The organism is Hyphomicrobiales bacterium (assembly GCA_016125495.1).
Lineage (GTDB): Bacteria > Pseudomonadota > Alphaproteobacteria > Rhizobiales > RI-29 > RI-29.
In genome coordinates this window covers 222,756-236,775 of record WGLQ01000007.1, presented here as the reverse complement: position 1 = coordinate 236,775, position 14,020 = coordinate 222,756, and the positions used below count along the sequence as shown (strand labels likewise).

Below are 14,020 nucleotides of genomic sequence, written 5' to 3'. Positions count from 1 at the left end.
CCGGCCCGCCCCTGGCGCGACACATCGGGAGTTCTTGCCGAGGGCGTCGACCGGCTTGGGCGCGCCCGCTTTGCCTGCTATCATGGCTGCGACGAGGTGAAAGCCGATAACGTCCCCGCCACGTCGGGCGCGGGCGGCGCGGGTCCGATTGATTAAGGCCATGAGACAGTTCGAGCTCGTCGAGAGGGTGCAGAGCTACCATCCGGGCGCCGATATCGCGACCATCAACAAGGCGTATGTCTTTGCGATGCGCGCCCACAAGGATCAAAAACGCGCCTCGGGCGAAGCCTATTTCACGCATCCCCAGGCTGTTGCCGCTATCTTGACCGACCTCAGGCTCGACGATGCGACGATCGCCGCCGCCCTGCTGCACGACGTCGTCGAGGATACACCCACCACGGTCGCCGACATCGCCGACGAATTCGGCGAGGAGATCGCCGGCATCGTCGAGGGGCTGACGAAGCTCAAGCAGCTCGATCTTGCGACCAAACGCGCCGAGCAGGCGGAGAATTTCCGCAAGCTGCTGATCGCGATTTCGAGCGATGTCAGGGTGTTGCTGATCAAGCTCGCCGATCGGCTGCACAACATGCGCACGCTCGAATCGATGCGCGACGACAAGCGCCGGCGGATTTCCGAGGAAACGATCGAGATTTATGCTCCGCTCGCCGGGCGGATGGGGATGCAGGGGCTGCGCGAGGAACTGGAGGAGTTGGCCTTCAGGTGGATGGAGCCGGAGGCCTTCCGGATCGTCAGCGCCAAGCTTGCGGAGATGCGCGAGCGCAATGCCGGCCTCATCGAGGAGATCAAGGGATCGCTCGAGGAAAACCTCCGTTCGGACGGCCTCGTCCCGGTCGTCCACGGGCGCGAGAAGAAGCCCTTTTCCATTTGGCGCAAGATGGAGCATCGCCAGCTCTCGCTGGAGCAGCTCTGCGACATCTACGCGTTCCGCGTCATCGTCGCCAACGTGCAGGACTGCTATCGCATCCTCGGGCGCATCCACACCACCTGGCCCGCGGTTCCGGACCGTTTCAAGGATTTCATCTCCACGCCCAAGCACAACGGCTATCGCTCGCTGCACACGACAGTGCTCGGGCCACGTCATCAGCCGGTCGAGCTGCAAATCCGCACCGGTCGGATGCACCAGATCGCCGAATACGGCATCGCCGCACATTCGTTCTACAAGGACGCTTCGTATGCGGGCGAGGAGGTGGACTCGACGATCCTCTCCACTGGCGTGCGTGTCTCGGGGCCCGTATCGCCGCACGACAGTGAGCCCTACAGCTGGTTGCGCCGGCATGTCGAAACGCTGCTCAGCGGCGACAGTCCGGAGGAATTCCTCGAGCACACCAAGCTCGAGCTGTTCCAGGACCAGGTCTTCGCGTTCACGCCCAAGGGTCGGCTCATCGCGCTGCCGCGCGGGGCGACGCTGCTCGACTTCGCCTATGCCGTGCACACCGACGTCGGTGACCATTGCGTCGGTGCGCGTGTCAACGGGCGCTCCACGCCGCTCATGGAAAAGGTGCAGAACGGCGTGCAGGTGGAGATCATCACTTCCGAGGCACAGACGCCGACGGCGGCCTGGGAGAAGCTGGTGATCACCGGCAAGGCGCGCTCGGCGATCCGGCGCGCTTCGCGCGAGGCGCTCCGGCGCCAGTATGGTGACCTCGGGCGACAGATCGTGGCGGCGGCTTTCGCGCGGGTCGGTCATTCGTTCAGCGACGGGCGGCTTGCCCAGGCGCTCTGGCGGCTATCGCTGAAAACGGTCGATGATGCCTATGTCGCGGTGGCGCGAGGTGAATTGACCTCCGGGGCTGTCTTGAAGGCGGTGTTCCCCGATCTCCAGGAGGCGCGCCCGGCATCGCCCGAGCGCACGGCGCGAAACCGTCACGAGCAGGGCGATCCCTCGCTCGAGGGCTGGTTCAACCTCCGGCATATTCCGGGCTTCAAGTTTCGGATCGGCGATGACGAGGCCGAGCGGCGTCTGCTGCAGATGCTGCCGCGCGTCGCCCCGTCGCAGAGTGGCGCGAGCGAGCAACTCGGCCTCGTTTTCGGCGAACTCGGTGCCGTGCCCGGCGACCGGATCGTCGGTATTCTGATGCCCGAACAGGCGATGATCGCGATCTATCCCATCGCGTCGCCGGCGCTCGAGGCGTTCCAGGCGCTGCCGCGCGAGCGCTGGATCGACGTGACGTGGGACGTGGACAGCGACGCGCCGCGCCGGTTCCTCGGTCAGATCGAGACGACGGCGCTCAACGAGCCGGGGGCACTCGCCCGTATCGCCACCGTCATCGGCGAACGCGACGGCAACATCGACAACCTCAGGATGTTGCACCGCGCGGCGGATTTCACGCGCATGCACATCGACGTCGAGGTCTGGAACGCAAAGCATCTCAACGAGCTTTTGCGCGACCTACGAATGCTCGACGTGGTCTACAAGGTCGAGCGCTGCTTCACGCCCTCCGTTCGCGCGAGGGATGACTCCGTGCCACAGGGGCACGTCAATGGCGCTTTGGCGCCGAGTCCCGGCGCCAACACCATTTGACTTGAATCGGGCGTGCCGCAACGATCGCTCGAGGTTGAGAAAAGTCGCATCGACCGAGCACGAACGGTGACCGACGGCGCCGTATGTCCGGAGGCTGGAGCCGGGCGGGAGGCGCCGGTTCATACAGTCCTGGTTACCGAACGGAAATCCTGCTGGTCCATTGTCACAATTCAGAAATCGGCCGCACTCTCGAAGGAGCATGTCGCACGACATGGAAGCGTACTTTCATAGGGTTGCGGTCGTGCCGGCGCCCGCTCCGCGTGCGAACACCCCTTGCGATCGGGGGGGGCGGCATCCAGATGAGAGTGGCCGCGACGCGGGCGGCGATCGCGATTGCGGTATGGCTTGGTGAGGACGTCGAGCGATGCTGTTCTCGCGGCGTAAGCCGGAAGGAATTCTTGCCCGGGTCCGGGTCGCGCTCTGGCCGCGCCGCAGCTGGTCGCGCTCGATGCGCTACGTGCTGAAGCGGGTTCGCCGGTTGCGGGGCTCGCCTTACTTCATCGCTTTCGGCTTTGCCTGCGGGGCGTTCGTGTCCTGCACGCCCTTCGTCGGGTTCCATTTCATCATCGCGGCGGCCCTCGCCTACATCGGGCGGGGGAGCATGATCGCCTCGGCGTTCGGCACGGCGGTTGGCAACCCGCTGACGTTTCCTTTCATCTGGGTGTCGACCTACCAGCTCGGGAATGCGATCCTCGGTGGCACCGGTCGCTTTTCCGACGAGCAGTTGAAGCATGGTTTCGCGACGCTCTGGGAGTCGATGACGGCCTTCTCCAGCGAGGCGTTCGTTGCGGCCGCGAACGTGCTCTGGCCACTGATGAAGCCGATGCTGGTTGGTAGCGTGCCGATCGGGCTCGCGGTCGCCAGCGTGATCTACCTGGTCATGTATCGCGCCCTGCTGCTGGCGGCACGGCGGGCCGAGGAGGCCGAAATCGAGGAAGCCATGGAAGCGGCCATCCACAACGAGCCCTACGAGGTCGTCGACGGGACAGCCGCCGCGGAGGCAGGCGGCGAAGCGCAGTGCGCAAGCGGCGACGGTGGGGCGGGCGAGCCATCGAGTCCGTCGGTGGCACGGGCAAGGGTCGAGGTACATGCCTGACAGTGCGGGGCGTGAGGGAATTGGCGCATTCGGGCGCAGGGCGCGGCTCGGTGTGAACATCGACCATGTCGCGACACTGCGCAACGCGCGCGGAGTCGCCTATCCCGATCCGGTGCGAGCGGCGCTGCTCGCCATCGCGGCCGGCGCCGACGGCATCACGGCGCATCTGCGTGAGGACCGCAGGCACATCCGCGATGGCGATATCACGCGGTTGATGGCGGCGATCGACCGGCCGCTCAACTTCGAGATGGCGGTGACGGACGAGATGATCGCGATCGCGATCGCCAACCGGCCGCATGCGGCGTGCCTCGTGCCGGAACGGCGTGAAGAGGTGACGACCGAGGGCGGTCTCGACGTCGCGGGGCAGGCCAATCGGGTCCGCGATGCCGTGGCGCGGCTCGGCGATGCCGGCATCCGCGTCTCGCTCTTCATCGATCCCGAGCCTGTCCAGGTCGAGGCGGCAACGCGAGTCGGCGCTCCGGTGGTCGAACTGCACACCGGCGCCTATTGCGAGATGGTCGAGGTGGGTGACGAGGCGGGCGCGGCGCGTGAACTCGCCCGCCTCGCCGCAAGCGCGAAGGAGTCGCACACGGCGGGCATCGAGGTGCACGCGGGCCATGGCATCACGTTCGCGAGTGTCGGCCCGGTCGCCGCCATCCCTGAGTTCGCCGAGCTCAACATCGGGCATTTCCTCGTCGGCGAAGCGGTGTTCCAGGGGCTCGGCGGTGCGATCGCGGAGATGCTCTGCCAGATGGAATTGGCGCGGCTCGCCGGAGGCGTCGGCGGAGCAGGTCGATGATCCTCGGGATCGGCAACGACATCATCGACATTCGCCGCATCGAACGCTCGCTGGAGCGGTTCGGTGAGCGCTTCATCGAGCGGATATTCACCGACATCGAGCGCGCCAAGTCGGAAGGGCGGGCCCAGCGTGCCGCCTCTTACGCCAAACGCTTCGCGGCCAAGGAAGCGTGCTCGAAGGCTCTTGGAACGGGCTTTCGGCGCGGCGTCTATTGGCGTGACATGGGCGTGGTCAACCTGCCGTCTGGCCGCCCGACGTTGGTGCTGACCGGCGGCGCGGCGCGGATCCTCGCGGAGCTGACGCCCGAGGGCCACGAGGCCCGGGTGGCTCTCACGATCACGGACGATTTCCCGCTCGCCCAAGCCATCGTCATCATCTCGGCGCTGCCGGCCAAGATGCCGGGGCGGTGAGGACTGCGGGACCGCGGCCGGCGGCGTCATTCGTTGCCGCATCGGGAACAAGCGTCTATGAGGGGGGCGGGAGGCTGCCCGGGGTCGCTCAGGGGGATGGGCCTCGCGGGCAGGACTTGCGCCGGCTATCGTCGGTGCGGCCAAATCGAGCAAGCGGAGACGACATGAGCGCTGGTCTTGAAGCCGACAAGTCCTCGAGCAGCGGAACGATCGAGTTCCTCAAGGTGATCATCCATGCGTTGATCCTCGCATTCCTCGTGCGGATTTTTCTTTATCAGCCGTTCAACATTCCGTCCGGTTCGATGAAAGAGACGCTTCTCGTCGGCGACTACCTGTTCGTTTCCAAGTTCAGTTACGGCTATTCGCGCTACTCCTTCCCGTTCGGCTACAGGATCTGGGATGGCCGGGTGCTTTCGGGTGAACCGGAGCGCGGCGATGTGGTCGTCTTCAAGCTGCCGCGCGACAACGAGACGGACTACATCAAGCGTGTCATCGGCCTGCCGAACGACAGGATCCAGGTGCGGCGCGGTCAGGTCTTCATCAACGGGGAACCGGTCGAGAAGGTGGCCGACGGTACCTTCGAGACGGTCGATGAGACAGGGCGGAAGGTCACTGTGCCGCGGTATCGCGAGACGCTGCCCAACGGGGTCAGCTATCACGTGCTCGACGTGGTCGCGAACGGCACGTTCGACAACACCTCCGAGTATCAGGTGCCGGAAGGTCATTATTTCATGATGGGCGACAACCGGGACCAGTCGCTCGATTCGCGCGCCACATACCGGGTGGGATACGTTCCGCACGAAAATCTCATCGGCCGGGCGCAGGTCATCTTCTTTTCGGCAACCGAACAGTGGTCGGTCTTCGAGCCCTGGAAGTGGGGCTCGACGATCCGCTGGTCGCGCTTCTTCGATCTCGTCGACTAGGCCGTGGGTGAGGCGGTCTCACTCGAGCAGATCGCCGAGCGTCTCGGCTACCGGTTCCGGGACGAGCGTCTCCTTCAGCGCGCGCTGACGCACGCGAGTGCGCGCTCCGGCAGTTCCACCGAAACCGACAACGAGCGCCTCGAGTTCCTCGGCGACCGGGTCCTCGGGCTGGCGGTCGCCGAACTCCTCATGGCGCGCTTTCCCCACGCGGCCGAGGGCGATCTCGCCAAGCGGCTGAACCGTCTGGTGCGGCGCGAGACGTGCGCGCGGGTGGCGTACGCCATCGATCTCGGCAATGCCCTGAGGCTCGGGGGCAGCGAGATGTCGACGGGTGGCCGGCGCAAGGAGACGATCGTGGCGGATGCCTGCGAGGCGGTTCTCGGTGCGGTGTTCATCGATGGCGGCTATGGACCGGCGCGTGATATCGTGGCGCGGTTCTGGGTCGACCTCATCGACGAGATGACCGAGACGCCAGCGGACGCCAAGTCGGAACTCCAGGAATGGGCGCAGGGGCTCGGGCGCCCGCTGCCATCCTATCGGGCGATCGGGCGAAGCGGACCGGACCATGCGCCGCAATTCGTCACGGAGGTCAGGGTCGAGGGAGTCGAGCCAGCGCGCGGCAGCGGTCGCAGCAAGCGGATCGCCGAGCACGAGGCAGCGGCGGCCCTGCTGATGCGGGAGGGCGTTTGGCCATCCGGAAAGGACATTCCCGATGAATGACGGGGCGAACGGGGATCAGGACGCGAACGCGGCGGGGACGGCAGCCGGGCAGGAACCAGCGGCCGCGCCCGAGCAGGCGGCGGGCGACGACATCTCCCTCAGGGGCGTCGGGCGCACGAGCCTCGAGGGGGTGGCGACGCGCGCCGGCTTTGCGGCGCTGATCGGGGCGCCGAACGCCGGCAAATCGACGCTCGTCAACCAACTCGTCGGTGCCAAGGTCAGCATCGTCAGCCGCAAGGTGCAGACCACGCGGAGCCGAATCCGCGGCATCTATCTCGACGGGGCCGCGCAGGTCGTGCTGGTCGACACGCCTGGAATTTTCGCCCCCAAGCGGCGGCTCGACCGGGCGATGGTGGAGGCGGCCTGGAGCGGGGCGCGGGAGGCCGACGTCGTCGCGCTCCTCATCGATGCCGCGCGCGGCGTCGACGGGGACGTCGAGCGCATCCTCGCCAATCTCGGGCGCATCGGCGCGCCGGTTCTCCTGGTGCTCAACAAGGTCGACCGCATCGAGAAGGAGCGCCTGCTGAGCCTTGCCGCCGATCTCAATGCGCGCACGCGCTTCGAGGAGACCTTCATGATCTCGGCGCTCACCGGCAGCGGGGTCGGCGAACTGCGCGAACGGTTTTCCAGCCTGATGCCGTTCGGGCCGTGGCTCTATCCCGAGGATGAACTCTCGGACGCGCCGATGCGCCAGCTGGCCGCGGAGGTGACGCGCGAGAAGCTCTATCACCGGCTGCACCAGGAACTGCCGTACGTGTCGACGGTGGAGACCACGCTCTGGAAGGAGCTGCGGGGCGGGGCGGTGCGCATCGAGCAGACGATCTTCGTCGAGCGCGAGAGCCAGCGCGAGATCGTGCTCGGCAAGGGGGGGCGGACGATCAAGCAGATTTCGATGGACGCGCGCGCGGAGATCAAGGAGATCATCGGCGCGGAGGCTCACCTTTTCCTTTTCGTCAAGGTTCGCGAGAATTGGGGAGACGATCCCGAGCGCTACCGGGAGATGGGGCTCGAGTTTCCGAAGGATTGAAATCCGTATGGTCCGGCGGGAACGGTGGCGCGTCCTCCTGGCCCGCCGGTCAGCCGGCGGCTTCTGCGGTCTCGGCGGGGGTATCGTCGCGCAATTGGATCTGGCGGCCCTTGGGGATGAGCAGGACGTCGAGGGTGTCGCTGAGGCCGCGCACCTCGGTCGTGCGGTGTTCGAGGCCGTCCGTGACGAGGCTGGTGCGGGCGGCGAGCGCGTTCGAGACGACGATCTGGCAGCCGAATTCCTTGGTCAGCGCCTCGAGGCGGCTCGCCGCGTTCACGGTCTTGCCGATGACGGTGACGGCCGAGGAGGCGGGGTGGCCGAGGCGCCCGAGGACGACGGGCCCGACGTGAATGCCGATGCCGATGCGCAGCGGCTCGGCAAGTTCGCCACTGAAGCGGTCGTTGAGGAGATCGAGCGCGAGGTCGATGGCGCGCGCGGCCGCGAGCGCCTCCCGGCAGCCGGCCGTGGTGCCGCTCTCACGGCCGAAAATGGCCATGAGCCCGTCACCGAGATACTTGTCGATCCAGCCGTTGTGGGCGACGATCGCGCCACCCGCGGAAGAAAACAGTTCGTTCAGCAGATAGACCGTGTCGTAGGGTAGACGCCGTTCGCTCAAGGTCGTGAAGCCGCGCACGTCGAGGAACATCACCGCCAGGGAGCGCTCGACGCCCTGCTCCTCGCGCGACTGGGGTGAACTGGCCGCCCGCAGGCGGCTGCCGGCCGGCAGCAGCCGCGCGACGGTGACGGGTGAGCGCGGCCGGATCTGGCAGGCGAGGCGGACGCGGTCGGGAGAGCCGATGCTGCGCAAGGTCTCGTTCTCGGTCGGGCCGGGCTGGGGGAGCCCATCGAAACCTTCCTCGACCAGGACGCGGCAGGTCGAACAGCGGGCGCGGCCACCACAGACGGAGGCGTGCGGGACGCCGAAGCGCCGGCTGGTCTCGAGCAGCGTCGCCCCGATCGGTGCCTGGACCACCGGGCCGCCGACGTAACGGACCTCGACGCGGGGGCCGAGGAGATGGCGCAGGTAGCGGCCGGCGATGACGACGACGACCGTGAGTACAATGGCGATGCTCGCGAACTGGAAAACCTCGGAAAACCGGCTCAGTTCCCCGAACGCTTCGCCCGATGGCCAGTTCACCTCCTCGCGCAGTTCGGCAAAGCTCTCCTCGTCGTAGATCAGCTCGCGCGCGGCGCGGCCGCCGGCAACGAGACCGGCAAGCGCGCCGACCGGGATTGCGACGGCGACGGCGAGGGCGAACGGAAAGAGTCGCTCGTAGGTCCGTGTCAGGCGGAGCCAGAAATGGATGCCGATCGAGGCGTGTGTCCAGACGACAACGAGCAGTAGCGCCTGCGACCAGGCGACGGCAGGCCAGATCAAGTAGAGCTGGTAGAGATAGGTGGTCGAGACGCCGAACAACTCGTGGGCGACGCGGGAATAGGTCAGATGGGGGGCAACGAGGAAGGGCACGGCCAGGCCGCTCAAGATCTGCAGCAATTCCCAGGCCGGCATGCGCAGCGTGCTGCGGCGTGCCGTCTTGAAGAGGCCGAGGACGACATGGACGAGGGCCGCCGCGCAGAGCACCAGCGTACCGGGGATCGATCGGGTGACGGCGAGACGCCATTCCTGCACGCTCTCGGCCATGCTCAGACCGAAGAGGACCACGGCATGATTGAGCAAATGCATGAACACGAAAGTGAACAGAACGAGACCGGCGGTCAGGCGCAACCGTTGTAGCCATCCACCGCGAGCGAGCACGTACATCGGGGCACCCCACTATCCCATCGACCCGGAGCGTGACAGCATTGCCGCCGGGAGCGCAAGACCGCCCGCGGTCGCAACGACCTGTGGATGGGGCCATTGCCTGCTCGGCCCTGGCCGGAGATAACGCAGCCATGATCGAGAGCTTGCTCATCGCCAACCGCGGCGAGATCGCGGTACGCATCGCACGCACGTGCAAGGCGCTCGGCGTCAGGGTCGTTGCGGTCGTCTCGGATGCCGACCGCCATGCCCTTCATGCCGAACTCGCCGATGCCGTCGCGCACATCGGGCCGGCCGAGGCGAGCGCCAGCTACCTCGACGGTGCCGCGATCATTCGCGCCGCCCGCGAACATGGCGCGGAGGCGGTGCATCCGGGCTATGGCTTTCTTTCCGAGAACGCCGAGTTCGCGGACGCCTGTGCCGCTGCGGGTCTCGTCTTCGTCGGTCCTGACGGGGCGACGATGCGCCGTCTCGGCTTCAAGGACGAGGCCAAGGCGCTGGCGGAGGCGGCCGGCGTGCCCACGGTGCCCGGCTGGAGGGGCGACAGCACGGATGCGGCGGCGATGGCCCGCGCGGCCAAGAAGATCGGCTTTCCGCTGATGGTGAAGGCGGTTGCCGGCGGTGGCGGGCGCGGCATGCGCCTCGTGCGCGAGGCGGGCGAACTCGCCGGGGAGGTCGCGAGCGCGCGGCGCGAGGCTGAAGGGGCGTTCGGTGATGGCCGGCTTATGCTGGAAAGGCTCGTCGTCAGCCCGCGCCACATCGAGGTGCAGGTGTTCGGCGACGGGCGGGGCAACGTCGTCCATCTCTTCGAGCGCGACTGCTCGCTGCAGCGGCGTCACCAGAAGGTGATCGAGGAGGCGCCGGCGCCGGGGCTGTCGCCGGCCATGCGCGCGGCCATGACGGATGCCGCGGTGCGGCTTGCCGCATCGGTTTCGTACCGGGGGGCGGGAACGGTCGAGTTCCTGCTCGAGGAGGATGCCGAGGGTGGCGAACCGCGCTTCTACTTCATCGAAATGAACACGCGGCTCCAGGTCGAGCATCCGGTGACCGAGCTGGTGACGGGCCTCGACCTCGTCGAATGGCAATTGCGCATCGCCTCCGGCGAGGGATTGCCGCTCGCCCAGCAGGATATCCGCCTTTGCGGCCATGCCGTCGAGGCACGCATCTACGCCGAGGACCCGGCCCGGGATTTCGCTCCCCAAAGCGGCCCACTCCATCGGTTCGAACTGGCCGAAGGGGAGGGTATTCGCATCGACACGGGTGTGCGGGCGGGCGACGAGATCACGCCCTACTACGATCCGATGATCGCCAAGCTGATCGCCGGGGGAGGAGATCGGCGGGAGGCCTTCGGGCGGCTCGCGAGCGCGCTCGCGGCGAGCGAAATTCTCGGGCCGCGGGCGAACGCGCGGTTCCTCCTCGCCCTCGCCCGAAACGCGGATGTCCTCGAGGCACGGCTCGATACCGGGCTCATCGCGAGACAACTCGTTGCTCTGACGGCGGCGCCCGATCGAATGGAGGGGATCGCGGCGGGCGTCTCGGCGCTCTTGGCACCGAGGCGCGGGCTGGCGCGGTGCCTTGCCGGGCCCTGGGGCGCCTCGGACGGTTACGTGCCCGGCGCGAACGCCGGCGTGCCCTACACGTTCTCGGTCGACGGAAAGCCGATGCGACTCGAGGTGACGAGCGGTGGGGAGGGCGAACGGGTCCGCGAGGAGGGCGGTGCGTGGGTGCCAGCTCGAGGGGACGGTGTACCTGTCGTGCTGCTCGGACAGCCGCCGCACACCGCGCTGACCTATGCCGGGGCCGGGGTTCCTGTGCAGGTCGAGGTCGCCTTCCCGCGATGGGAGAGGGGGGACGCCCATGCCGGCGGTGACAATATCACGGCGCCGATCAATGGCCGGGTCGTTTCGATCGCCGTCGAAGTCGGGGCGACAGTCGCCAAGGGGGCGACGGTGGCGGTGGTCGAGGCGATGAAGATGGAGCACGTGCTCGTTTCGCCGCGCGACGGGCGGATCGCGAGCGTCGCGGCGGCGGTCGGCGATCAGGTGGGCACAGGGCAACTGCTCGTTGCCCTCGCGCCGCAGGCGGTTGGGGGCCGGGGCGAGGCTGCGGGAGCTGCGGGCGCCCAGCCCGAGGGAGCGGAATGATGGCTCTGCATCTCATCAAGCTCTGCGTCGGGGCGGATTCGATCGAGGATCTCGCGGTCTGGCAGGAAGGGCGGGAAAAGGTCCACCGCGAGGCCGGGCGTGTCGATGCGCAGGGTCGGGGGGAAATCTGGCACACGACGCGGATGTTTCCGCGCCGGCGCGAGGAGGTACTCGCCGGTGGCTCGCTCTACTGGGTGATCAAGCGCGTCGTGCAGGTGCGCCAGCGTATCCTGGATCTGCGTCCGGTCGCCGGCGACGACGGCATCGAGCGCTGCGAGATCGTGCTGGATCACGCGCTCGTGCCAGTTCGCGGCCAGCCGAGGCGCCCGTTCCAGGGCTGGCGCTACCTCAAGGGAGAGGACGCGCCGGCCGACTTGGGGGCGGGAGCCTCGCGAAGTGGGAAGGCCATCCCGCCGGCGATGGCGCGCGAGCTTTCCGAACTCGGGCTCATCTGACGGGGGCCGGCGGTCATCCGCCGACCGGACCCCCGTCCTCGCGCGTGACGACCACGACGGAGGGGCGCGGAGGAAGAGACGGATCGAAATCCGGCCAGCGCGTCACGGGATCGTCGAAGGTCGCGTTGCGCCCGAAACCCGGAAAGTCCTTCGTGCCGTCGACACCCGGGTGCTGAACGGCGAGAAAAAGGCTCGTGCCGTCCGGCGTGAAACACGGGCCGCAGACCTCGGCGCCGACGGGAGCGCGGAAGAAAAGCCGCGAGCGGCCTCGCTCTTCGCCAACCGTCCCTAGCGCATAGAGGCCGTCGGCGTGGCCCGTCGCCTTCCAGTTGCTGCCCTGATCCGTCGAAATCCAGAGGCGGCCCGCTGCATCGAAGGCGCAATTGTCGGGGCTGGCGAACCAGCCGTTCGCGGAGGTCGCGGGGTGCCACTCGGCTCCGACGTCGGCGATCGCGGGATCACCGCAGCGCACCAGCACCTCCCAATCGAAGACGTCGGCGGTATGGTCGCCGCCGGGTGCGCGCATCTCGATGACATGGCCGAAGGCGTTGGCCGGGCGGGGGTTGGCGGGGTCGGTCTCGTCCGGCTTGCGGTCGGCGTTGTTGGTCAGCATGACGTAAACGCGGCCATCGGCGGTCGGCTCGACGTCCTCGGGGCGGTCCATGCGCGTTGCTCCGAGCGCGTCGGCGGCGAGGCGCGCGTCGATGACGACGTCGGCCTGGTCGGCAAAGCCGTTCTCGGGCGTCAGCGGGCCGGTGCCATGGACCAGGGGCAGCCAGTGGACGCGGCCTTGCGCATCGAATCGGGCCACCGAAAGGGTGCCTTCGGTAAGGAGGCGCATATTGTGGGCGCGGTCACCTTCTCGGTAACGCTCGCGCGAGACGAAGCGGTAGACGTAGTCGAAGCGGGCATCGTCGCCGGAATAAACCACCACGCGGCCGTCCGGCGCGACGATGCTCTCGGCACCCTCGTGGCGGAAGCGGCCGAGTGCGGTGTGCTTGACCGGCATCGAGGCCGGGTCGAGCGGGTCGACCTCGACGATCCAGCCGAAGCGGTTGGCCTCGTTCGGCTCCTTGTCGAGGTTGAAACGCTCGTCGTAGCGGCCCCAATCGTACCACATGCCGGGCATGCCATAGCGCTTCCAGCTGCGGGCCTCGGGGCCGCCGAGGTCCTTTGCCGGTTTACCGTTCTCGAGGGTGTCGGTCCAGAAGTAGCCGTGGAAATTCTCCTCCGCCATGAGATAGGTGCCCCATGGCGTGATGCCGCCGGCGCAGTTGTTGAGGGTGCCTGTGACGCGCGTGCCTGAGGGGTCGCGACCGGTGCGCATGCGTGAGCTGCCGGCCGCCGGCCCGTCGATCGACATCTCGGTCTCGAGCGTGCTGATGCGGCGATTGTAACGGCCCGCGGGCACCGTCGCCCAGCGGCCATCGCGCCGTTCGATTTCGATGATGGTGCCGCCGTGCGCCGCCATCTCCACCATCGCCAGTTCCCGCGTCATGCCCTTGAAGCCGGAGCGGTCCTGGCGACCGAGGCCAGGGAACATCATCTCCTCGCTGGTGTACTCGTGATTGACGCAGAGGAGGCCGCGCGTGCCCTCGGCATCGAGCGGAACGAAGCCGACGTAATCACAGTTGTAGCCGAACTGGCGAAGCTGGCTTTCGGCGCTCTGGTTCCGGGGGTCGAAGGGCGGGGCGTCGGCGAAGACGGGATCGCCCCAGCGGATGAGGATGTCGGCGCGGTGGCCGCCGGCGACGTGGTGGCGCTCGTCGATGCCGGCGACGATCTCATCGAAACCAAAGGCCACTGGAGGGTTGGCGGCGGAGGCCTGCGCCATCGCGAGACCATTCTCCCAGAGGGCCGCGATCGCCGCGACGCCGAGCGCTCCTTGGATCACCGCGCGACGCGAATAGCGGGTCTCGATGACCTCGCCGAGCGTTGCCGCACCATCCGGCGAGAGGGGCACGTCGTCGGCTGCCTCGAACGCGGCGGCGCGGTTGGGGTAGGCTTCGAGCGGGACCGGGTAGCGGATGGGGCTCGACATGGCTCGTCTCCTCGGGTGCGGTGGCACGTCTCGGCAATTGGGGCTGGATACTGGCGGGTGGCGATGACTGGGGTGTGACCGGGCATGCGCCGTCTGCCCGGGAT

Annotated in this window: 11 protein-coding genes; 9 read left to right on the top strand and 2 right to left on the bottom strand. The window is 67.6% G+C overall.

Annotation, left to right across the window (positions count from 1 at the left end):
* Positions 1-160 precede the first annotated feature (160 nt).
* From GC150_06505 to GC150_06475, 7 genes are all read left to right on the top strand, one after another.
* The gene (locus tag GC150_06505; GenBank protein ID MBI1384542.1) at positions 161-2,542 is read left to right on the top strand and encodes a RelA/SpoT family protein; all 2,382 of its coding nucleotides are present in this window, start codon (positions 161-163) and stop codon (positions 2,540-2,542) included.
* 364 nt (positions 2,543-2,906) lie between these two features.
* On the top strand, positions 2,907-3,638 hold the full coding sequence (locus GC150_06500) for a DUF2062 domain-containing protein (GenBank protein MBI1384541.1): 732 nt from the start codon (positions 2,907-2,909) through the stop codon (positions 3,636-3,638).
* Positions 3,631-4,437: a pyridoxine 5'-phosphate synthase gene (locus GC150_06495; GenBank protein MBI1384540.1), complete on the top strand. Its 807-nt coding sequence runs from the start codon at positions 3,631-3,633 to the stop codon at positions 4,435-4,437. The genes GC150_06500 and GC150_06495 overlap by 8 nt, the downstream gene beginning before the upstream one ends.
* Positions 4,434-4,847, top strand: a complete 414-nt coding sequence (locus GC150_06490; GenBank protein ID MBI1384539.1) for a holo-ACP synthase — start codon at positions 4,434-4,436, stop codon at positions 4,845-4,847. Before GC150_06495 ends, GC150_06490 begins: the two co-directional genes overlap by 4 nt.
* Positions 4,848-5,011: 164 nt before the next feature.
* Positions 5,012-5,770 carry a signal peptidase I gene (gene lepB, locus GC150_06485; GenBank protein MBI1384538.1) on the top strand — a complete coding sequence of 253 codons (759 nt, stop codon included), beginning with the start codon at positions 5,012-5,014 and terminating at the stop codon, positions 5,768-5,770.
* A 3-nt stretch (positions 5,771-5,773) separates the two neighbouring features.
* The gene (gene rnc, locus GC150_06480) at positions 5,774-6,490 is read left to right on the top strand and encodes a ribonuclease III (GenBank protein MBI1384537.1); all 717 of its coding nucleotides are present in this window, start codon (positions 5,774-5,776) and stop codon (positions 6,488-6,490) included.
* The gene (locus GC150_06475) at positions 6,483-7,517 is read left to right on the top strand and encodes a GTPase Era (GenBank protein MBI1384536.1); all 1,035 of its coding nucleotides are present in this window, start codon (positions 6,483-6,485) and stop codon (positions 7,515-7,517) included. Before rnc ends, GC150_06475 begins: the two co-directional genes overlap by 8 nt.
* 49 nt (positions 7,518-7,566) lie before the next feature.
* On the opposite strand, the gene GC150_06470 is transcribed toward GC150_06475, so the two are convergent.
* The gene (locus GC150_06470) at positions 7,567-9,279 is read right to left on the bottom strand and encodes a 2Fe-2S iron-sulfur cluster binding domain-containing protein (GenBank protein ID MBI1384535.1); all 1,713 of its coding nucleotides are present in this window, start codon (positions 9,277-9,279) and stop codon (positions 7,567-7,569) included.
* A 131-nt stretch (positions 9,280-9,410) separates the two neighbouring features.
* Here GC150_06470 and GC150_06465 point away from each other — a divergent pair, with 131 nt between their 5' ends.
* Both GC150_06465 and GC150_06460 read left to right on the top strand, forming a co-directional pair.
* Complete coding sequence (locus tag GC150_06465; protein ID MBI1384534.1) at positions 9,411-11,420, top strand: ATP-grasp domain-containing protein; 2,010 nt, start codon at positions 9,411-9,413, stop codon at positions 11,418-11,420.
* Complete coding sequence (locus tag GC150_06460) at positions 11,420-11,875, top strand: DUF1489 family protein (protein MBI1384533.1); 456 nt, start codon at positions 11,420-11,422, stop codon at positions 11,873-11,875. The genes GC150_06465 and GC150_06460 overlap by 1 nt, the downstream gene beginning before the upstream one ends.
* A 13-nt stretch (positions 11,876-11,888) precedes the next feature.
* Here the strand turns inward: GC150_06460 and GC150_06455 are convergent, their stop codons facing one another.
* Positions 11,889-13,916 carry a DUF839 domain-containing protein gene (locus GC150_06455; protein ID MBI1384532.1) on the bottom strand — a complete coding sequence of 676 codons (2,028 nt, stop codon included), beginning with the start codon at positions 13,914-13,916 and terminating at the stop codon, positions 11,889-11,891.
* Positions 13,917-14,020: the final 104 nt, after the last annotated feature.

Bases quoted from the DNA above. Each gene is read 5' to 3' on its own strand.
- GC150_06505 (MBI1384542.1), top strand. From the start codon at position 161: ATGAGACAGTTCGAGCTCGTCGAGAGGGTGCAGAGCTACCATCCGGGC.
- lepB (MBI1384538.1), top strand. From the start codon at position 5,012: ATGAGCGCTGGTCTTGAAGCCGACAAGTCCTCGAGCAGCGGAACGATC.
- GC150_06455 (MBI1384532.1), bottom strand. From the start codon at position 13,916: ATGTCGAGCCCCATCCGCTACCCGGTCCCGCTCGAAGCCTACCCCAAC.
- GC150_06490 (MBI1384539.1), top strand. From the start codon at position 4,434: ATGATCCTCGGGATCGGCAACGACATCATCGACATTCGCCGCATCGAA.
- GC150_06460 (MBI1384533.1), top strand. From the start codon at position 11,420: ATGGCTCTGCATCTCATCAAGCTCTGCGTCGGGGCGGATTCGATCGAG.
- GC150_06495 (MBI1384540.1), top strand. From the start codon at position 3,631: ATGCCTGACAGTGCGGGGCGTGAGGGAATTGGCGCATTCGGGCGCAGG.
- GC150_06470 (MBI1384535.1), bottom strand. From the start codon at position 9,279: ATGTACGTGCTCGCTCGCGGTGGATGGCTACAACGGTTGCGCCTGACC.
- GC150_06465 (MBI1384534.1), top strand. From the start codon at position 9,411: ATGATCGAGAGCTTGCTCATCGCCAACCGCGGCGAGATCGCGGTACGC.
- GC150_06475 (MBI1384536.1), top strand. From the start codon at position 6,483: ATGAATGACGGGGCGAACGGGGATCAGGACGCGAACGCGGCGGGGACG.
- GC150_06500 (MBI1384541.1), top strand. From the start codon at position 2,907: ATGCTGTTCTCGCGGCGTAAGCCGGAAGGAATTCTTGCCCGGGTCCGG.